Origin of the sequence: Asaccharospora irregularis DSM 2635 (genome assembly GCF_900129815.1) — a bacterium.
In the GTDB taxonomy this organism is placed as follows: domain Bacteria; phylum Bacillota; class Clostridia; order Peptostreptococcales; family Peptostreptococcaceae; genus Asaccharospora; species Asaccharospora irregularis.
This window is the reverse complement of the sequence record NZ_FQWX01000017.1, coordinates 1-21,672: the sequence shown is the minus strand read 5'-3', so window position 1 is coordinate 21,672 and position 21,672 is coordinate 1. Positions and strand designations below refer to the sequence as shown.

Below are 21,672 nucleotides of genomic sequence, written 5' to 3'. Positions count from 1 at the left end.
ATATTTTTAATATCTCTAGAAATATTTTATTTTAGGTTATATTACTAGAATAAATCAAGTATAGCCTGTATAGACGTTTACAATATATATTTACTTAAACTGTTATAGTAATTTTAAAAATAAGAAATGCTACTTGAGTAGACTTAAATCAATAGCTTGTAATTTTGGTGAAAATTCTGGGTATTTATCTATAAATTTTACAATGAAATTATCATCAAATTTAAATAAAGTAGATACTATGTTTGATAAGTTTAAACAAAAATCTTGGTGTGAATTAAACATATCAGTTTTAATATATTTTATAAGTAATTCTCTGTTTATGCTTAGACTGCAATAATAAATTATTTTTAGATCTTTTTCGTTTATATCTAAATTTAGATTTTTTATAAGTGGAATATAAAAATTACTTAATAAATAATCAGATATAAACTCGTAAAGTGAGTTGTTATTTAATACCTTAAGATGGAAATCTAGGTTTGTTTCACTCTGCAGTATTTTATAGTTAAAGATAAAAGAAATAATAGTAAATTTTTCAAGATAGGACAAATCATCTTTAAAGTTATTATCGATAAATACTATAATCTCTTTTAAAAAGTCTTCATATATCCTTTTTAATAAATCTTGTTTAGTTTTGAAGTAATATGTAAAATTACCTAATGTAATATTACACTCATCACAGATTTGTTGAATTGTCGTCTGAGAATAACCTTTTTTATAAAATAGTTTTTTAGATACTGATATGATATAGCTGCAAGTATTTACTCCTTTTTTGTATCTAGCCATACAAAACCTCCTAATAAAGTAGAAACGATTATGTAAATATATTTCTTGATTATAATTAAATTATATCTAAAAATTGAATAAAATAAAAGAATTTAACGCAAAAAATATTTTTTTGTTTAAAAAAAATGATTCTCTAAGCGGATTATAATAGGATGACATTATAAAATGAAAATTTTGAATATTATGAAAAAAGAAATAAAAAATAAAAAGAAGTCGTATAACTTCTTTTTAAGAAAATTTAATTATAAAAATCTTATATTAATATGAAAAAATATTCATTATACTAAAATTTTAAATTTATACCCATTTTCTTTAAAATAAGGAATTATTAAATCTAGTGACTTAACAGTTTCTTCTTTACCATAAGTGTCATGCATCAAGATAACAACTATTTCCTTATCTTTAGATGATTCTTTTGCAAATTCAAAGAGTTCATTATAGTCTTTCTTTTTACCCTCTGCATCAGCATTCAAAGCATTCCAGTCTATAGATGCCATATCGTGTTCAGTTAAATAATTTTTAAGCGGATCCATATTCTTCCATGACATATACCCTCCAGGGCATCTTAAAACTCTTGATGAAAACTTATCTCCTAATACTTTTTTCATAGCCATATCAGTTTGATTTATTTCATTTACAAAATTATCTAGGTTTAAACTTCTATTAGGATATAATGTTTTGTAGTTATGAGAATATGAGTGGTGAGCTATAGCATGTCCCTCATCAAAAGTTCTTTTTAGTATTTCAGGAGCACCATTAGATTCCAAAGAGTCTCCTTTTATAAAGAATGTAGCTTTGACGGAATGTTTATTTAGAGTATCTAAGACTTTAGGTGTATTTGTAGTTGAAGGACCGTCATCAAATGTAAGAAAAACTACTTTTTCTCCATTATTTGAATAGTCAAAGGTACTAAGTTTGTTATAGATTTCTTTTGCATCAAATCCGTATTTTTTTACTGAATTTTTTTTGGCACCTATAATAGGTTCATTTTTCTCTTTTTCAATTTTCTCTAACCTTATTCTTTCCTTCTCAGCCTCTAACTTTTCAAGTCTCTTCTTTTCAGCTGTATTTTTAACTACTACTGTTGCTCCGACTATAAATGTCAGTAAGATAGTTAGTACTACTGTTAATTTTGTTTTGCTTAACTTTGTTCTATTCATTGCATATACCTCTCTTTACCTAATATGTCGAATTATATCGAAATCATATAATACAATTATATCTAAAAGGATTAGCAAAGTAAATTGACAATGTTGTAAATAATTTTTTGAAATTATTTGAAACTATTTGTAAATATGTAACAAATACATATATATCTTAGTACTTATATATAAGATGTTAATTAAATACGATGAAAACTTCAATATAGTTTAAAAAATAAATTAGAAAATGAACTAGAATAATTGTTTAATACTTGGTTATAAAATAAACCTGAATAATTGTAAAAAACATATTTACAAAATAAGGTTAATGTATTAACCTTAGACTTAGGATGCATATTATACAAAATATATTATATATATTATATATATAATATATTTATTTATGTGCCTATAAAACTCTCTTTTTAGGGGGTTTATAATTTTGTGTAAAACAATATTTTCAGACTTATATAACACAAATTTCTATTCATAAAGGAGGGAGAATATTGAAGAAATATTCAGGAGAAATAGGGTTGATTGTTGTTGCAATAATATGGGGTAGTGGTTTTGTAGGAACACAGTTAGCATTAGATGGAGGTCTTACTTCCTTACAGATTATAACACTAAGATTTTTTATAGCATCTGTAATTTTAAATATATTATTCTTTAAGAGAATTAAAGAAAATATTAATAAGAAAGTTTTAAAAAGTGGTTTTTTATTAGGAATATTTTTATTTTTATCATTTTGGGTTCAAACGGTAGGCTTAGTTTATACTACAGCCTCTAAAAATGCATTTATAACAGCTGCTAATGTAGTCATAGTTCCATTTATAGGATATTTTATTTTTAAAAGAAAACTAGATAAGTTTGGAATGGCAAGTAGTTTAATAGCTCTTATAGGAATAGGAATATTATCTTTAGAAGCAGATTTCTCTGTTAATATAGGAGATTTACTTACATTAGTATGTGCCTTTGGATTTGCATTTCATATATTCTTTACAAGTGAATTTGCCAGGGATAATGATCCTATAGTATTGACAGTAGTACAGTTTTTTGTAGCTTTTTTACTTTCATTTATAGTGCAAATGCTAACGGGAGAGATGAAACTAGAAGCTCAATTAGGTGGTTATTTAGGAATGTTACATTTAGCTATATTTAGTACAACGATAGGATTTTTAACTCAAACAGTTTGTCAAAAAAAGGTTGATGGTACTAAGACAGCTATAATACTATCTACAGAAGCTGTATTTGGGACTATATTTTCTATAATAATACTAAAAGAGGCGCTTACATTAAAATTAATAATAGGTAGTATTTTAATATTTGTAGCAATCATAATATCTGAGACTAAATTATCATTCTTGAAAAAAGAGGAAAAAGTTGATAATATATATGGTAACAGTAATGTTGAAAATATATAGAAGTATTGTTTAATAAGAAAAAATAAAATTTATTGTTTAAGGTATATGTCTGCGGGTATATATATAACTGTAACACATTAAGATGTTAAAAAATTTAATTTATTAAATATATACAATATAGGAGGAGTAATATTATGAAGAAATTTGTTTGTACAGTATGTGGATATATACATGAAGGGGAAGCTGCACCAGAAAAATGTCCAGTTTGTAAAGTAGGACCAGAGAAATTCGAAGAAATGAGTGGAGAAATGGTTTGGGCTGACGAACATAGAATAGGTGTTGCTCAAGGTGTAGACGAAGAAATAGTAGAAGGATTAAGAGCTAACTTTACTGGAGAATGTACAGAAGTAGGAATGTACTTAGCAATGAGCAGACAGGCTGATAGAGAAGGATATCCAGAAGTAGCTGAAGCTTATAAGAGAATAGCTTTTGAAGAAGCAGAACATGCTGCTAAATTCGCAGAGTTATTAGGAGAAGTTGTTGTGGCTGATACTAAGAAAAACTTAGAAATGAGAGTTGAAGCTGAGTATGGTGCAACTGATGGTAAAATGAAATTAGCTAAGAGAGCTAAAGAATTAGGACTTGATGCTATACATGATACAGTTCATGAAATGTGTAAAGATGAAGCTAGACATGGTAAAGCATTCTTAGGATTATTAGATAGACATTTCAGAAAATAATATGAATAGTATTTAAATAAATAGAAAGTCAGTCTGTGATTAAATTTATCATGGGCTGACTTTTTATAATGCATAGAAAATTTTTTTATTTAGATAAATAGAATTCTATAAGACCTTATAGTTTATAATATGCTAAAATAAATAATTGATAGGGAGAAATTTTATAACTCTATTTATAAAAAATGGAAAGGATTATTTTAAGTTATGATTTTGATTAAACAAGGAAGATTGATAAATCCTAAAACTAAAAGAGATGAAGTTGTAGACATAGTTATAAAAGAGGACAAAATATATAAAATAGGAAATTTTGAACAAACGGATGAATATGAGTATATAATAGACGCTAGAGGGCTTGTAATATCACCAGGTTTAATAGATGTACATGTACATTTTAGAGATCCAGGCTTTACATATAAAGAAGATATATTAACAGGGGCAAACTCAGCACAAAAAGGAGGGTTTACAACTGTTGTATGCATGGCAAACACAAACCCTATAGTGGACAATGAAGAAACTTTAAACTACATAAAAGAGAAATCAAAGTTAGCTGATATAAATGTATTACAAGCAGCGGCCATAACCAAAGGGTTTAATGGAAAAGAGTTAGTGGATATGAAAAAACTTAAAGAAGCAGGTGTACTTGGATTTACTGATGATGGTTTACCTATAATGAATAGTAAATTGATTATGGATGCTATGGTTATAGCAAAAGAACTGGATGTAGTGCTTAGTTTTCATGAGGAGGATCCAAATTTAGTTGAAAACCCAGGTATAAATGAGGGTGAGGTTTCTAAGAAACTAGGAATAGAAGGTGCTATAAGTGTAGCTGAAGATGTTATGGTTGCAAGGGACTGTATGTTAGCACTTAAGACTGGGGCTAAGATAAATATACAACATATAAGTTCTAAAGTAGCTATAGATATGGTTAGGCTAGCAAAATCTTTAGGTGCAAACATTTATGCAGAAGCTTCACCTCACCATTTTTCATTAACAGAAAAAGACGTACTTAAGTTTGGAACAAATGCTAAGATGAATCCTCCACTTAGGACAGAAGAAGATAGAAATAAGATTATAGAGGCGCTTAAAGATGATACTATCGAAATAATAGCTACAGATCATGCACCACATAGTCAGGATGAGAAAGATAGGGAATTTGTAAATGCGCCAAGTGGAATTATAGGACTTGAGACATCTCTAGCCCTTGGAATTACTAACTTGGTTAAAAAAGGCCATATAAGTATTATGAAGCTTCTAGAAAAAATGACTATAAAACCAGCAGAGTTATATAACCTAGATAGTGGAAATATACAAGAGGGTTCATTGGCTGATTTGGTTATATTTAATATGGATGAAGAGTGGGTAGTTAAAGATTTTGCTTCAAAGGCCACGAATTCTCCGTTTATAGGAGAAACTTTACATGGAAAAGTAAAATATACTATTTGTAATGGAAAAGTAGTATATAAAGATGAAAACTAATCTTATATAGATTTATATATAATTTTAGATTATGAGTTACTTAAAGTAGATAATTTATTAGAATAAAAAAAATCCCAGTAAAATTTTTTTACTAGGATTTTTTTTAATTGACTAATTTAATAGAATATTAACCGTAGATAGCCTCAATAGGATGTACTTTAGAAGCTTTAATGGCAGGTATCATACCAAATATTACTCCTGTTAGTATAGTCGTCACAAGGGCGTATATTAGGCTTTTAAAACTAAATACTGCCTCAAATGGAAGGCGAGTAGATATATAATTAGTTGCAATTATACCTACCACAATACCGAGTATTCCTCCACAGGTAGTTATAAATATAGCCTCTGATAGAAATTGCATAAGTATGTTTTTAGGTTTGGCACCTACAGCCCTTCTTATACCGATTTCTCTTTTTCTTTCCATAACAGATATATACATTATGTTCATAACTCCAATACCTCCTACGAACATAGAAATAACTGTTATAGCCATTACAAAGTTGCTAATATTGGATTTAGCTGACTCTATTTCAGCTATAGAATCAGATTGATTTTCAGCTTCATAATAACCGGCTATACCAGGATGCAATTCAGTTAATTTATTTACTATATTAGTAGATACATCAGAGACTTCATATCCCTTGGCTACTGTTAAACTTAAACCAGATATTTCAGTTGAATACATATCTTGAATGCTAGAAGAATTAAATGCTTTTTCAGGAATAAATGAAACAAAAAATCCTGGATCTTCATACATTTGTGTGTTTTCTTCATTATCATTGCCAGGCATTGGAAGATCTGCAACACCTATTATTTCATATACTATATTGTCTAAACTGACACCATTTCCAATTGCTTTCTCAGGATTGTCAAAAAGTTGGGTTGCAGTGTCAGTTGTAAGTATTATTACTTTTCTATCTTCGTCGTCTGGGGAAAATCCTCTACCAAAATTGACATCACACCCTTTTACTAAATCTTTGTTTTTAAAAGGGCAATAATCTATAGGTGCACTTTTTTTGTCAAAGAAAATCTCAGATGAATTCACAGATCCCATACTATTAAAGTCTTGATTAGCAGGGGCTATTTTTTCTACTCCTTCAATAAAGGAAAGAGTTTCGATATCCTGATTTGTAAATGGTTTGAAGAAAATACTCATAGAGTCTCCACCGTTACCACTACCACTATAATCATCTGAATAAAAGTAAATATTGGTTTTTCTAGTATTTATTTTGTCAAATGACTTAGAAATTTCTTTTTCAAATCCATTTCCTATGGAGTTTACTATTACGACTGATGTTATTCCTATTATAATCCAAAGCAATGTAGCGATAGTACGGAGTTTATGACCTTTAAAATTCGCTAGAATACTTTTTATTAAACCCATAATTACACCTCCATACTAAGTACGCCATCTTTTAATCTTATAACTTTAGTTGCATACTTAATTAAATCTTGATCATGTGTAACCATAATTATAGTTTTTCCTTGGCTATTAAGTTTTTTCAAAATATTCATAATTTCAATTCCTGTTTCACTATCTAGTGCTCCTGTAGGTTCATCTGCAAATATTATCTGTGGATTGTTCACCAAAGATCGGGCTATAGCCACACGCTGTTGCTGGCCACCGGATAGTTGTACTGGAAAATAACTTGATTTATCCAAAAGACCTACTGCACTTAGTTTATCATTTATAATTTGTTCTTTATCTATATTTTTTGAAGAATTACTATATGTAAGAGGTAATTCTACATTTTTATAAATACTCAATGTGTTTATTAGATTAAATTGCTGAAAAACAAATCCGATATTCTTGTTTCTAAAAACCGAACGTTGATTTTCAGTTAAATTTGTTACGTCGTTGTTATCGAATAAATACTTACCATTATCAAAATTATCAAGAAAACTTAATATGTTTAATAATGTAGTTTTACCGCTCCCGGATTTACCCATTATCATAACAAACTCGCCTGATTCTATATCTAGATTAATTGATTTCAAGACGCATAATTTATTTTTCCCTACTTTATAATACTTCTCAAGACCCTCTAGTTTTATTATTGAACTCAAAATACTTATATCCTATTTGCTACTGTATTACTCGGAGTAGCCAACAGGATCTCCTTCTTTCATATCTTCAGTAGGGAATTTTATTATATTATCATTTTCTTTAAGTCCAGATCTTATTATAGCGAATTCATCATTTTTGCTTGCAACATCGACAATTTGTTTTTTTAGTGTTCCATCTAAGTCCTTAAAAACATATGATTTCTTGCCATCTTTAAGTATACAAGATGATGGAATTTTAAAGCTTGAATCTGAAACTTTAAATGATGCTTGGACATGAAAACCGTTGACTAAATCTTCCTGAGAGTCAAAGGCTATATTTATGTCATAGTAAGATAATGAAGACTGTTGGTCTGAACTAGCAGCATCAGAAGAAGGTCTTTTTGAAATATAGCTTATTCTTCCTGTTAGTTTTTTGCTGTTTGAAAATATCATAACATCTACTGTTTGGTCGATATTCATCTTAGCTAAGTCTTGTTCACTTGCTTTTCCCTTCATATAAAACTCTTCTCCCTGAAGTGATATAAAGGCAGATGGTTGTTCAGAATTTTGATTATCTTCATTTAGAAAAACAGTCCCTGAAAAAGGAGCATAAGTACTGTTTGAAACTTTTTTACTTACAGTAGATATCTGAGAATTTAGCTTTTTTATTTCGATATCCAAAGAAGTTTTTTCCTCAACTGAACTAGATAAGTTTCTTTGGTTCTTAATGTCACTCAGTTGAGAGTTTAGCGAAGACAACTCAGATGCCGCAGAGTTATTTTTACTTGTAAAAAGTAAGTCTCCTTTTTTTACAGACTGTCCATTTTTTACTGAAATACTACTTATTTCATCTCCTTCAGGTGGATAAAAGTCCTTAGATTCTTTTGGGACTATTACTCCATTTATAAAAATCTTCTCACCCTCTGGAATAGTGTAAGTTTCTACCCCTTCTTCTACACCACTGTTTAAATCATCGTTGTTTTTTAGCTTGCCATATGCGAACATACCTATTGCTATACAAGCCACTATAGATATAGCAGTTATAATCACAAGTTTTTTATTTTTGAAAAATAGCATATTTTTCCTCCTAACATAAATAATACGATATAAAAATAATTTTAAATGTAATTAGGGAAAAAAGGTAGAATAAGTTTAAATTGTAACCAAATTGAAATAATTATTTGGAAGAATAGTATATTTTGTAGAATAAGGCTTTTAAATTATCTCATGATTTTAAAAAAAATGGTAAAGATAAATATGTACAATTTATAATAAGGAGTAGTGTATGTTGAAATCTAAAGGAACAATTAATAAATTTATGTGTTTATTATGTCTATTTATAGTATTAACACTGTCAACTGGATTTGGATATAGTAGTGAAAAAGGTAAAATATCTAGAAACATATATATACAAGACGTATATGTAGGTTCCATGGGGTTGGATGAGGCTAGAAAAAAACTAAATGATAAATACAAGATAGGTCCAATACTAATAAAGTATAATGACAATAAATGGACTATAAATCCGAGTGATATAAATCTTGACTACAATATAGAAGAATCCTTAATGCAGGCCTACAAGTATACTAGAACTGATAATAAGTTAGAAAATATTAAGAGGTATATTGATTTATCCTTTAATCAGCCTCAAAAAATATACTTAAGGGCTACATACGATGAATTAAAACTAACAAAATACTTAGAAAAAATTTCTAGAACCATAAACATTGACGTAGAAGAAGCCAACATAAAGATAAATGATTCTGGAGAGTTTAAAAGAATACCTTCTAAAGACGGCTTAGAGGTCGATGTAGTAAAGTTAAAAGAAGAAATTTATAAAATGATACGAAAAAAAAGTATAAGCAAAAAAGCATTAGATGCTCCTGTAAAAGTTGTTAAGCCTAAAATAACTACAAAAGATGTAGAGTCGATAGACTCTATACTAGGCAAATATAGTACAAGTTTTAATGAAAATAATGCTAGAGGAAATAACATCCATATAGCTGGAAAAAGTAGTAGCGACAAGATTATAATGCCACAGGAGATATTTTCATACAACAAAAGTACAGGATCTAGAACGTCGAGCAATGGATATAAACCAGCAAAAGTAATTGTCGGAGGAAAGTATGTAAACGGAGAGGGTGGAGGTGTATGCCAAGTATCTACCACTATATATAACGCTGCACTATTAGCGGCTCTCCCAATAGAAGAGGTCCACAACCATACATTTCCATCCAGATATGCACCTAGAGGAAAGGATGCAGCTGTATCATATGGTTATACTGACTTAAAGTTTAAAAATCCATATTCACATCCTATATATATAAAAAATATAGTCAGCAACGGAGCAATAACATCTATGATATATGGTAGTAGTCAGGACAAAGAGAGAGTATTTATAAAAACAGAAGAACAGTACAAAAATGATAATTTAGTAGTAAAGACTTATAGAATATATTTAGATGAGGAAAACAACAAAATAAGAGAAGAGTTAGTTTCTACGAGTAAATATAAAACTAAGCATTAAAAAATATAGTAGGTGTTTCAAATTTAAGAATTCAAAACACCTACTATATTTTTTATTCTTCTCCCGTTTTTATGCTATTAGAGTCATAACTTATCCAATCACTAAAGCTTCCTATATAAACTTTATGCTCAATTCCTAACTCTCTTAAAACAAGACTATTAACACAGGCGGAAACACCAGAACCACAATATAAAATTACCTCTTTATAATTTTCTAATTCCAAGAAAAAAGAGCGGAGAAAGGATATATCTTTAAATGAACCGTCTTTAAAGTTGTCTTTTAATAAATCCTTGAAATAATAGTTTTTAGCACTAGGTATATGACCAGCTTTTGAGTAGGCAGGTTCAATTATACCTTGGTATCTTCTATTTTCACGGCAATCTATTATTATAGTATCGGGATTATAAAGCTTAGATTTTACATAGTCCATAGACGCTATTAAATTGTTATTGATTTTCATGTTTATTTTTTTTGACGTAGAGTTTGGGATGTTGATTTTTTCTTCAAGAGTACCGCCATGATGAGTAAAGGATGCTATGCCCCCATCCAATACTACTACATTATCTATTCCTAGGTGTTTTATTTGAAAAAACAGCCTACAAGCACCATTTAAATCACCGTCATCATAAATTACAACAATAGTATTATTATCAATTCCCATTTTTTCTAATTTTTCCTTTAGGATACTAGGGTCTTGAAGTGGATTTTTGCCTCCATGTTTTTGAACTGAAGATGATAAATCTTTATCTATATCCAAAAGAAAGCTTCCCTTTATATGACCCTTTTTATAAGCTTTAATGCCATAATCTCTATCAATAAGGTCAAACCTGCAGTCTATAATAACCAAGTTGTCTTCGTTATCTAATTTTAAAAGCAGCTCTTTAGCAGAAATGGTATTTTTCATAAAATCTCCCCCATTATATATTCTATTTAGATAGTTGTACTAATAATAGTATATCACTAATTTTTTTGAAATGCATATACGGAAATTATCATTATTAACAGTTTAAAAATGAATATAATTTCTTATCCGTTATAAAAAATATTTTGTTTAGAGGAAAAGATAGCGGGTATATATTTAGTAACAAAGAAAAACAAAATAAATTATAAAAATGATATATAAATTTAGGAGGAGTAATATTATGAAAAAATTTGTTTGTACAGTATGTGGATATATACATGAAGGAGAAAGTGCACCAGAAAAATGTCCTGTTTGTAAAGTAGGGCCTGAAAAATTCGAAGAAATGAGTGGCGAAATGGTTTGGGCTGATGAACATAGAATAGGTGTAGCAAAGGGAGTAGATGAAGAAATAATAGAAGGATTAAGAGCAAACTTCACTGGAGAATGTACAGAAGTAGGAATGTACTTAGCAATGAGTAGACAAGCAGACAGAGAAGGTTACCCAGAAGTAGCTGAAGCGTATAAGAGAATAGCTTTTGAAGAAGCAGAACATGCTGCAAAATTTGCAGAGTTATTAGGAGAAGTTGTTGTAGCTGATACTAAAGAAAACTTAACAGTTAGAGTAGAAGCAGAATATGGAGCAACTGATGGAAAATTAAAATTAGCTAAAAAAGCTAAAGAATTAGGACTTGATGCTATACATGATACAGTTCATGAAATGTGTAAAGATGAAGCTAGACATGGTAAAGCATTCTTAGGATTATTAGAAAGACACTTTGGAAAACAAGCTTAATATATAAAATATGCTAGGTGGGAGAAAATAAAAATCTCCCACCTATTTTTAATTTTAAAACTTCACAACTAAAAAAAATAAAATATTATCATGATTTTTATTGGGTAATATACTTAAAAATGGTATATTATAAGTGTGATTAATTTCACGTATGCAAAAAGTACTGTAATATTTAAGATATTCAGTAAGTATCAATAGTGTATAGTTTTATTAATAGTGTATAGTTTTATTAATAGTGTATAGTTTTATTAATGGTAGATATATAAATCTATCGAAATCTACTTGTCAGAATCATATCTTAAATTCGGCGAATGGGGGAGAATAAAATATGAGCAACAGAATAGTTACTAAAAGACAGTTAACAGATAGTATATACTTAATGGAAATAGAAGCGCCTAGGGTTGCTAAGGCTTCTAATCCAGGTCAATTTGTTATAGTTAAGAATGATGAAAAAGGGGAAAGAGTTCCTTTAACAGTGGCAGACTATGATAAGGAAAGAGGAACAGTTACTATTGTATTCCAAACTGTTGGATGCTCAACTAAAAAGTTAGCTATGTTCGAAGAAAACGATTTCATTATGGACTTTGTAGGGCCATTAGGTCAAGCAAGTGAGTTTATACATGAAGACATTGAAGAACTGAAAAATAAAAATATAGTTTTTATTGCAGGTGGTGTGGGGGCTGCACCTGTATATCCACAAGTAAAATGGTTTAAAGAACATGGATTAGATGTGGATGTAATAGTTGGAGCTAGAAACAAAGAACTAATAATATTAGAAGATGAATTAAAAAGTGTTGCTAAAAATTTATATGTAGGAACAGATGATGGCTCATATGGATTCAATGGAAGAGTTACAGATATATTAAAAGACTTAGTAGAAAATCAAGGTAAAAAATATGATCATGCGGTTGTAATTGGACCTATGATAATGATGAAATTTATGAGTATGTTAACTAAAGAATTAAACATACCTACAACAGTAAGTTTAAATACGATAATGGTTGATGGAACTGGAATGTGTGGAGCGTGTAGAGTTACAGTAGGAGATGAAGTCAAATTTGCATGTGTAGATGGACCGGAATTTGATGGTCATTTAGTAAATTTTGATGAGGCTATGAGAAGACAGGCTATGTATAAAACACAAGAGGGAAAATTGCTATTAAAACTTGAAGATGGGGATACACACCATCATGGTAATTGTGGATGCGGAGGTGACAAGTAATGGCTAATAAAATGTCTAGAGTACCAGTTAAGGAGCAAGATCCAAAAAAGAGAGCTACAAACTTTGATGAGGTATGCTTAGGTTATACATTTGAAGAAGCTGTTTTAGAATCTAGTAGATGCCTAGTGTGCAAAAAACCTAGATGTGTTGAAGGGTGCCCTGTAGAAATCAATATACCTAAATTTGTAGAGAAAATAAAAGAAAGAGATATAGAAGGAGCTGCTAAAGAGATCGCTAAGAACAGTTCTTTGCCAGCTGTATGTGGAAGAGTATGTCCTCAAGAAAGCCAATGCGAAGGGAAATGTGTACTTGGCATAAAGGGTGAGGCTTTATCAATAGGTAAACTAGAGAGATTTGTTGCAGATTGGTCAAGAGAAAATAAGGTAAACTTATCTGATAGAGAACCTAAAAATGGTAAAAGAGTAGCTGTTATAGGTAGTGGCCCAGCAGGTCTTGCTTGTGCGGGAGACTTAGCTAAAAAAGGCTATGAAGTAACTATATTTGAAGCTATGCATGAACCAGGTGGGGTGTTGACTTATGGTATACCAGAGTTTAGACTTCCCAAAGAAGGTGTAGTAAAACCTGAAATAAATAATATAAAAGAATTAGGTGTTGAAATAGAAACAAATGCAATCATAGGTAAAACTATACAAATAGATGAGCTTATGAATGAAGAGGGATTTGATGCAGTATTTATTGGTTCTGGAGCAGGATTACCTAAATTTATGGGCATCAAAGGTGAAAATGCAAATGGAGTATTTTCAGCAAATGAATTTTTAACAAGAATAAATTTAATGAAAGCTTACTTAGAAGGTTATGATACACCTGTAAGATTAGGTAAAAAAGTTGCGGTAGTAGGTGGAGGAAATGTTGCCATGGATGCTGCAAGAACAGCCTTAAGATTAGGTGCAGAAACTCATATAGTATATAGAAGAAGTGAAGCTGAATTACCAGCTAGGGTAGAGGAAGTACATCATGCAAAAGAAGAGGGTATAATACTTGATATATTAACTAATCCAGTAGAAATCTTAGTAGATGAAAATGGAGATGTTAATGGTATGAGATGTGTAAAGATGCAGCTAGGAGAACCAGATTCATCAGGAAGAAGAAGACCTATAGAAATAGAAGGATCTGAGTTTGTTATGGATGTAGATACAGTTATAATGTCTCTAGGAACAAGCCCTAACCCAATGATAACATCAAACACAGAGGGACTTGATGTAAATAAGAGAAAATGTATAGAAGCTGATGAAGTAGGCTTAACTTCAAAAGAGGGCGTTTATGCAGGTGGAGATGCAGTTACAGGTGCAGCTACAGTAATATCTGCCATGGGAGCTGGGAAAAAGGCTGCTGAGGCAATAGATGAATATTTAAAACAAAAAAGTTTGTCAGAATGCTAACATAACTACAAGTTTGTAACATGGATAAAGGGATATCTCTAAATGATTGAATCGTAAAGAGATATCTCTTTTTTATGTATAAGGAAATTACAATTAATCTTAAACAGTCAATAACTTATACGACTTAGAAATTTCAATATACTGGTGTTGTAAGTAAAAAAATTAGCAACTGACGAAGTTATTGGCGACATGAACTAAATTTAAAAAAATATAAGAAAAAACAAAATTATATATCAGAGAGTAATTAGAGAATATAAAAGCTTAATAAGAGAAATACTAGTATAAAAGGGAAGTATTAATATAAAATATTGAATTTGGAGTGATATTATGAAAAAAATATTATATATAAGTGTTAATTCTAAGCCAGAGTCTTTATCATCTAGTAAAACTGTTGCTAGAGAGTTTATAAATAGGTTCTTGGAAAAAAATAAAGACTTTGAGTTAGAAGAAGTTGATTTATATAAGGATCATATACCTAGATTAGAATATCAGTACTTTGAGGATAGAAACTGTATAATAAAAGAAGAAGATGCAAAAAAACTAGATGATAAAGATAGAAGAGAGATAGACAAGATTAGAAAACTTTGTGATCAATTTGTAGAGGCCAGTGTATACGTTATAGCAGCCCCTATGTGGAATTTATCTTTTCCTGCTCCACTCAAAGAATATATAGATTGCATTATTCAAGATGGAAAAACTATAACATTTAAAAATGATAAACCAGAGGGGATTTTAAATGATATTGATAGGAGTGTAGTGTATATACAATCATCAGGAGGAAATATACCTTGGGCACTAAAACCTCTAATGGATAAAGGAGTAAACTATATACAGAGTATAATGAAGTTTATAGGAATAAAAAAATTTGATGAGTTGTTAGTAGATGATACTGGTACAACCAATGAACAGAGAAAAGAATCTATAGAAAAATCATGTGAAAAAATAGATAATATTATCGATAATCTTAAGTTTTAGATAAGCAAATATAGAAAAAAGTTATTGTAGAACCTAACTTTTATTTTAATAATCATTTAAAATATATACATCAAAAGAAAACATAAACATCCAAAAAAAATATTGAAATTGATGATATATTTTATATACCGTAATTACTTAGGTATTAATCGATATATACTTAAAAAATATAAGCTATATAGGATAATGTATACAATATATAAAATTCTAATGTAAAAAAATTTTTATATATATGAACAGTATTTTTTAAAATGAATATTTAGAATTGATAGATATCTCTATTAACTAGCTAATTTCATCAGAGGGTATTGAAAAATGAAAAAATATAAAATTCACAAGAATGAAAAAAAGGTCGAAAAAAGGTATAAAAGACAATAAAAAATGGTTGTATTTTCTCTAAATTGTACTATAATATATTTTGTAATGAAAAAGATTTTCTTAATAAAACTGCAAAAAAGTGGTTAAACTTAGCTTATTTACTCTAGAGTAAAGAGATCTTTTAAAACATTATTATGGGAATATATAAGAAATTATCTATTTATTCAAAAAATTTAGGGAATATAATTTACTGAAATAATATAATTTCTTGTATGTTATAAAAAAATGAATTTATATTAAGGAGAGAGTATGGAAAATAAAGAACTTCAAAAAACGCTTGGAATATCTGCGGCTTTATCGACAGTTGTTGGTATGGTTATAGGGGCAGGAGTATTCTTTAAACCTCAAGCAGTATATTCATTAACAGGAGGAGCTCCTGGATTAGGAATTATGGCATGGGTAGTAGCTGGAATTATAACTATAGCAGCTGGACTTACAACAGCTGAGGTATCAGCAGCGATACCAAAAACTGGTGGTATGATGGTTTATATCCAAGAAATCTATGGAGAAAAATTAGGATTCTTAACTGGATGGATGCAAACGGTATTATTTTTCCCAGGTATGGTAGCGGCACTTGCGGTTGTGTTTGCAGAGCAAGCCACTGCATTAATAGAACAACCTGGATTATTATTACCTATAGCAGTAGCTGTAATAATGCTAGTAGCATTTTTAAACACATTAGGATCGAAGACTGGTGGGGCTATACAAACTGTAGCGACTGTTTGTAAGTTGATACCACTTATACTAATAATGATATTCGGATTTATTAAAGGGTCTGGGGAAAACGCTATACTAACTCCGATGGTTGCAGAAAATGTGAATTTCGGAAGTGCAGTAGGTCAAGTATTAATAGCAATATTATTTGCTTATGATGGATGGATAAACGTTGGAGCTATAGCAGGAGAAATGAAAAATCCTGGTAAAGACTTACCAAAGGCTATTGTTGGTGGTTTGTCTTTAGTTATGGCTGTATATTTTGTAGTAAACTTAGCTTATCTTTGGGTATTACCAGCTAATGAATTAGCTACATTCTCAGCACCTGCAGCTGCAGTAGCTGAGATAATATTTGGTGAAGTTGGAGGTAAAATCATAACAGTTGGTATACTAATATCAGTGTTTGGAGCTTTAAATGGTTTCGTTTTAACAGGATCAAGAGTTGCTTATACTTTAGCTTGTGAAAAAACTTTACCGGGATATAAAAAACTATCAAAATTAAATAAAGCCCAAGTTCCAGCAGCCTCTATATTATTGGTATGTATAATAGGATCATTATATGCTTTATCAGGACAATTCAACTTATTAACTGATTTATCAGTATTTGCAGCTTGGATATTCTATATCTTAACATTTATGGGAGTTATGAAATTAAGAAAAGAAAAACCTGATTTAGAGAGACCTTATAGAGTACCTTTATATCCAGTAATACCACTATTAGCTATATTTAGTGGATCATTTGTTTTAATCAACCAATTATTCTTTGCAGGAATGAAGAGTAGCCTTATATCTGTAGGAGGAATAATAGTAACATTAATAGGATTACCAGTTTATAATGCTATGTCTAAGAAAGTTAAATAAGAATAAAGATAATTAAAATAGCAAGAGCTGTCACACTAAAAATATTGTGACAGCTCTTTTTATAATGCATAGGAAATTATATTCAATATTATCCATAAATAACAAAAAATAAAAGGATTAATATAAATAATAAATAAAAAAAATAAAATTACTAATAGTATGAGGATAAAGTGTAAGAATAGATATATAACTAATTTTTATAGCAGACTATGGAGGACAGAATATGATAAAAAGATTAAAGACATTTATAATACCTACTTTTTTAATAATAGTATCTATATTGACGTTTCAAAAAACTGCATGTGCTCATACAAACCAAGTTTATTCAAAAAAATCGTGTAATAAAATTGCATATATAACTATAGATGATGGACCTAGTAAGCATACAGATGAACTTTTAAATATATTAAATAAATATAACGTAAAAGCAACTTTTTTTATGATAGATAGGAATATGAGGTTATATCCTCAACAGGTAAGAAATATAATCGATTGTGGACATTCAGCAGGTTTGCATAGTGTTTCTCATGATATCAATAAGCTATATGAGGAAGACACATCAGCAAAAGAAGAATTTGATGCTAACAATAAAACTTTTCATGAAATTACAGGAAAGGATACAAAACTAGTAAGATTACCCTATGGAAGTAAACCATACATGCCAGAGAAGAGTTATGAGACTTTGGTAGAGGCAAACTACAAAATATGGGATTGGACAATAGATACACAGGATTGGAAGGTCACATCAGATAAAATTATAGACAATATTAAAGTCAATTCAAAGAACAAAGAGAATATAGTAATACTGATGCACGAAAAAAAGCAGACGGTACAGGCATTAGAAGCTGTACTAAAATATCTAATTGATGAAGGGTACGAGTTTTTACCTATAAGACAAGATGAAGCTCCTAGAAATTACTGGGTAGTTGGATAGTCTATTTGATATAATAAATTTAACAATATTATTCGCAGCTTAAGATTAATTATAATTTGCTTATACTTAATAAATTTAAAGGATCTATAAAATAGGAGGAGTATAATGAAGTGTACAAACTTTGTTTTTAAAGGGGAAGAAGATTTAGATATATACACATATAAATGGGAATCTGAAGATAGTAATTTAGAGATTAAAGGAATAGTGCAAATAGCTCATGGAATGGCTGAGACAGCCAAAAGATATGAGAGATTTGCTGAAGAATTAACCCAAAATGGATATAAAGTATATATAAATGATCATAGAGGTCATGGTAAGACAGCCAATACATTAAATAATGTAGGCCATTTGGCAGAAAAGGATGGATTTAAATGTTTGCTAATGGATATAAGTAAACTTACAGATATAATAAAACAAGAAAATAAAGGCTTGCCTATATACCTGTTTGGGCATAGTATGGGATCATTTGTTAGTCAAAATTATATAATGGAATATGGATACAAAATAGATGGTCTAATACTATCAGGTTCTAATGGAGATCGTGGTCCCATACTTAATATAGCTGAGAAGATAGCTAAAAGAGAGGTAAAAAAGCATGGTAGGAGGGCAAAAAGTAGAAAACTAGATAGACTTATATTTGGAGGTAACAACAAAAAATTTAAACCTGCGAGAACGGAGTTTGATTGGTTGAGCAGAGATGAACAAGAAGTTGATAAATACATAAATGATGAATTTTGTGGAGGAGTATTTACTGCGGGATTTTTTCATGACTTAATAAATGGATTAAAGATAATAGAAAATAGGGATAATCTAAAGAAAGTACCTCTAGACCTTCCTATATACATAATGTCGGGAGATAAAGATCCTGTAGGCAGAAATGGCAAGGGGGTTTTAAATCTAAAAGATAGGTATAAAAGATTGGGAGTAAAAAATCTATCATATAAATTATACAAAGATGGAAGACATGAAATGTTAAATGAAATTAATAGAGATCAAGTAACAATGGATATAATAAATTGGCTAAATCAAATTAATAAAAGATAGAATAAGAGTCATCTTAACTTAAGGGTTGAGATGATTTTTTGTTTTTAATTTAAAGGAGTAATAGATTGAGTATAGAAAGTTACAATTTAGTTACATATTTTAAAAACAAACCTAATATATATATACAAATAAATAAAAGTTTTAGTAAATTATATTTCAAAAAAGTTAATAGATTAATATTTTTAGAAGTGAAAAATAGAATTATTTAATAGGGGGAAATACCATGAATTTTAATGAAAAGAAAACTATAATAGCACTATTATCTTCGGTCTTTATATTAATAGTATCTCTTAGTGGATACTGGATATTAAATAAAGAACAGGTAAGTTTGATTGTTAGAGGAGAGGAAAAAAAGGTTTCGACGTTTAAAAGAACAGTTAAGGACTTACTTGAGTCTGAAGGAGTTAAATATGACAATGATGATATAATAAAACCTAGCTTAAACACAGAGGTAAAGGATTATATGAAAATTTCAGTTATAGATGTAACTAAAAAGAAAGAGTCAGAGTATACAGATATACCATTTAAGGTAAAATTAGTAGAAGACAAAAAATTACTTAAAGGAAATACAAAGGTTGAGACAGAAGGGAAGCTTGGGGAAAAAGAAACAGAATATGAATTAACTTATTATAATGGGAAGTTAGTTGAAAAAACTAAGAAAAAAGAGTCTATTTTAAAACAGCCTGTTGACAAGGTAGTTAAAAAAGGAATAAATGAAGAGTTGATAGTTGCATCTAGGGGAACTTCATCAGGTAGGGGGAGTAGTATACAAAAAGGTAAAAGACATATGAATGTGGTAGCCACTGCTTATTCAGGAGATACTATAACATCTACAGGAACAAAACCTAGATGGGGAGTAATTGCTGTTGATCCAAGGGTAATACCATATGGTACAAAGGTATACATTCCTAAATTTGGGATGACGTTTGTTGCAGAAGATTGTGGAGGGGCGATAAAAGGAAATAAGATAGATATTTTTATGGGAAATGAATCGCAAGTATATAATTGGGGTAGACGTAACATTGATATATACATAGTGAACTAATAGTTTTTATCTTAAAATAATATATAATTTAAAGCTTTATTTTAGTATAATATAATCTTGGAAGGGAAAATAGAGTATTTTATAGAAGATATTGATATTTAGTATAGGGAGGTAGGACTGTTGGGTAATATAGATAAAAATTTTATCTTAAATGTGATAAAAAATTCAAACTATAGTGAGTTAAGTTCAAAGGCAGCAGAAATATCTTTTTATTTATTACTATCTATTTTTCCATTCTCGATGTTCACTATAAGTATAGTAGTGTACATACCAATATTTCATCTAAATAAATACATAAATATATTGAGGAGCATAATGCCAGAAAGTGCATTTAATATTATAAGTTTAATAATGAATTCTGCAATGGAGAATAGAAGTTTAGGACTTATAATTATGAGTTTTTTTCTTACTATATGGACATCATCAAGAGCGGTTAAATCTCTTATAAAGGGTATTAATAAATCATATAAAATAAATGAAACAAGGTCTTTTTTAAAAGTACTAATAATAGCTTTTCTATTTACAATAATTCTTTTAGCATTAATTTTTTCATCGATGGTGTTTTTAATATACGGAGAAAAAATAGGATACTTTATATTTACTTATTTAGGGCTAAACAATATATTTATAAAAGTTTGGGATATATGCAGGTATACAATCGGGATATTCACAGTAGTAATAATTTTGGTGAGTTTATATAAGTATACTCCGAACAAAAAAATTACAGCTAGAGAGGCGATTCCTGGGGCTATAATAGCTACTTTTGTTTGGATTTTAGTGTCTCTTTTATATTCATACTATACAAATAGATACTCAAATTATGAAATTATATATGGAAGTATAGGCGAGATAATAATTCTTATGACCTGGCTTTATATAAGTAGCTGGGCGATTATTATAGGTTATGAGGTGAATGCAAGGCTATATTTTAGCAATCTTTACTTAAGAAAAGGTAAGAATAGATAAAAAGAAATCTTTAGGTGTTTTAAGAGGGTGTCTTATAAAATATAGACCAGCTAGTTAAAGTCAACAGTTTTTAAAAATATTTTATAATTATGTTTTTTCGTATAGCAAATAAACCATCAAATATACACGAATTTTTGATGGCTTATATGGAAAAATAGTTCATATTAGCCGTTAGGCTATATTAGGTAGACTTTTGTTTTCTAGATACATCTTACAGTGCAATTTAGGGTTACGTACTTCATATGGTTTTTGGTTGCGTAGCACAGAAAAAATATAGTTCATTAGCTTATGCATAATGGCAACTAGTCCAACTTTTTTGCTTTTACCATTCATATTATTTTTATAATAATTAAGCAAAACAGGG

General features: G+C 29.4%; 19 protein-coding genes and 1 pseudogene. 13 read left to right on the top strand and 7 right to left on the bottom strand.

Annotated features, from left to right (window positions below):
* Positions 1 to 129: 129 nt before the first annotated feature.
* Positions 130 to 783, bottom strand: coding sequence for a TetR/AcrR family transcriptional regulator (locus BUB34_RS08025; protein WP_073126282.1), 654 nt, complete (start codon positions 781 to 783; stop codon positions 130 to 132).
* Between the two features lie 278 nt (positions 784 to 1,061).
* Positions 1,062 to 1,943: a polysaccharide deacetylase family protein gene (locus BUB34_RS08020; RefSeq protein WP_073126280.1), complete on the bottom strand. Its 882-nt coding sequence runs from the start codon at positions 1,941 to 1,943 to the stop codon at positions 1,062 to 1,064.
* 488 nt (positions 1,944 to 2,431) lie between these two features.
* Here BUB34_RS08020 and BUB34_RS08015 point away from each other — a divergent pair, with 488 nt between their 5' ends.
* The 3 genes from BUB34_RS08015 to BUB34_RS08005 all read left to right on the top strand — a co-directional run bounded on the left by BUB34_RS08015 (position 2,432) and on the right by BUB34_RS08005 (position 5,502).
* On the top strand, positions 2,432 to 3,346 hold the full coding sequence (locus BUB34_RS08015) for a DMT family transporter (protein ID WP_073126278.1): 915 nt from the start codon (positions 2,432 to 2,434) through the stop codon (positions 3,344 to 3,346).
* 134 nt (positions 3,347 to 3,480) lie between these two features.
* On the top strand, positions 3,481 to 4,026 hold the full coding sequence (locus BUB34_RS08010; RefSeq protein ID WP_073126277.1) for an NADH peroxidase: 546 nt from the start codon (positions 3,481 to 3,483) through the stop codon (positions 4,024 to 4,026).
* Positions 4,027 to 4,230: 204 nt separating this feature from the next.
* Complete coding sequence (locus BUB34_RS08005) at positions 4,231 to 5,502, top strand: dihydroorotase (protein WP_073126275.1); 1,272 nt, start codon at positions 4,231 to 4,233, stop codon at positions 5,500 to 5,502.
* Between the two features lie 127 nt (positions 5,503 to 5,629).
* Here BUB34_RS08005 and BUB34_RS08000 read toward each other — a convergent pair whose 3' ends face one another.
* Genes BUB34_RS08000 through BUB34_RS07990 form a run of 3 tightly spaced genes read right to left on the bottom strand, consistent with a single transcriptional unit; the run spans position 5,630 to position 8,625 of the window.
* Complete coding sequence (locus BUB34_RS08000) at positions 5,630 to 6,886, bottom strand: ABC transporter permease (RefSeq protein WP_073126273.1); 1,257 nt, start codon at positions 6,884 to 6,886, stop codon at positions 5,630 to 5,632.
* A 2-nt stretch (positions 6,887 to 6,888) separates the two neighbouring features.
* A complete protein-coding gene (locus tag BUB34_RS07995) occupies positions 6,889 to 7,572 on the bottom strand; it encodes an ABC transporter ATP-binding protein (protein WP_200787894.1) in 684 nt (227 codons plus the stop codon).
* A 24-nt stretch (positions 7,573 to 7,596) separates the two neighbouring features.
* Positions 7,597 to 8,625, bottom strand: coding sequence for an efflux RND transporter periplasmic adaptor subunit (locus BUB34_RS07990; protein ID WP_073126269.1), 1,029 nt, complete (start codon positions 8,623 to 8,625; stop codon positions 7,597 to 7,599).
* A 208-nt stretch (positions 8,626 to 8,833) separates the two neighbouring features.
* Between BUB34_RS07990 and BUB34_RS07985 the strand changes: the two genes are divergently transcribed.
* The gene (locus tag BUB34_RS07985) at positions 8,834 to 10,075 is read left to right on the top strand and encodes a VanW family protein (RefSeq protein ID WP_073126267.1); all 1,242 of its coding nucleotides are present in this window, start codon (positions 8,834 to 8,836) and stop codon (positions 10,073 to 10,075) included.
* A 52-nt stretch (positions 10,076 to 10,127) separates the two neighbouring features.
* Here the strand turns inward: BUB34_RS07985 and BUB34_RS07980 are convergent, their stop codons facing one another.
* Positions 10,128 to 10,979, bottom strand: a complete 852-nt coding sequence (locus BUB34_RS07980) for a sulfurtransferase (protein WP_073126265.1) — start codon at positions 10,977 to 10,979, stop codon at positions 10,128 to 10,130.
* Positions 10,980 to 11,217: 238 nt separating this feature from the next.
* On the opposite strand from BUB34_RS07980, the gene BUB34_RS07975 reads away from it, so the two are divergent.
* The 9 genes from BUB34_RS07975 to BUB34_RS07935 all read left to right on the top strand — a co-directional run bounded on the left by BUB34_RS07975 (position 11,218) and on the right by BUB34_RS07935 (position 21,308).
* Complete coding sequence (locus tag BUB34_RS07975; protein WP_073126263.1) at positions 11,218 to 11,769, top strand: NADH peroxidase; 552 nt, start codon at positions 11,218 to 11,220, stop codon at positions 11,767 to 11,769.
* Positions 11,770 to 12,097: 328 nt separating this feature from the next.
* A complete protein-coding gene (locus BUB34_RS07970) occupies positions 12,098 to 12,991 on the top strand; it encodes a sulfide/dihydroorotate dehydrogenase-like FAD/NAD-binding protein (RefSeq protein ID WP_073126262.1) in 894 nt (297 codons plus the stop codon).
* Positions 12,991 to 14,391, top strand: coding sequence for an NADPH-dependent glutamate synthase (gene gltA / locus BUB34_RS07965; protein ID WP_073126260.1), 1,401 nt, complete (start codon positions 12,991 to 12,993; stop codon positions 14,389 to 14,391). The genes BUB34_RS07970 and gltA overlap by 1 nt, the downstream gene beginning before the upstream one ends.
* A 327-nt stretch (positions 14,392 to 14,718) precedes the next feature.
* Positions 14,719 to 15,366, top strand: a complete 648-nt coding sequence (locus BUB34_RS07960; RefSeq protein WP_073126258.1) for an FMN-dependent NADH-azoreductase — start codon at positions 14,719 to 14,721, stop codon at positions 15,364 to 15,366.
* A gap of 627 nt (positions 15,367 to 15,993) precedes the next feature.
* Entirely contained in the window at positions 15,994 to 17,319 is a 1,326-nt protein-coding gene (locus BUB34_RS07955) for an APC family permease (RefSeq protein ID WP_073126257.1), read from the top strand.
* Between the two features lie 223 nt (positions 17,320 to 17,542).
* On the top strand, positions 17,543 to 18,253 hold the full coding sequence (locus tag BUB34_RS07950; protein WP_073126255.1) for a polysaccharide deacetylase family protein: 711 nt from the start codon (positions 17,543 to 17,545) through the stop codon (positions 18,251 to 18,253).
* Positions 18,254 to 18,358: 105 nt separating this feature from the next.
* A complete protein-coding gene (locus BUB34_RS07945; protein WP_073126254.1) occupies positions 18,359 to 19,297 on the top strand; it encodes an alpha/beta hydrolase in 939 nt (312 codons plus the stop codon).
* Between the two features lie 223 nt (positions 19,298 to 19,520).
* Positions 19,521 to 20,342: a 3D domain-containing protein gene (locus tag BUB34_RS07940; RefSeq protein ID WP_073126252.1), complete on the top strand. Its 822-nt coding sequence runs from the start codon at positions 19,521 to 19,523 to the stop codon at positions 20,340 to 20,342.
* A gap of 120 nt (positions 20,343 to 20,462) precedes the next feature.
* Positions 20,463 to 21,308 carry a YihY/virulence factor BrkB family protein gene (locus BUB34_RS07935; protein WP_073126250.1) on the top strand — a complete coding sequence of 282 codons (846 nt, stop codon included), beginning with the start codon at positions 20,463 to 20,465 and terminating at the stop codon, positions 21,306 to 21,308.
* Between the two features lie 171 nt (positions 21,309 to 21,479).
* On the opposite strand, the pseudogene BUB34_RS13415 reads toward BUB34_RS07935, so the two are convergent.
* Positions 21,480 to 21,672: pseudogene (locus BUB34_RS13415) on the bottom strand (hypothetical protein); the annotation flags it as partial.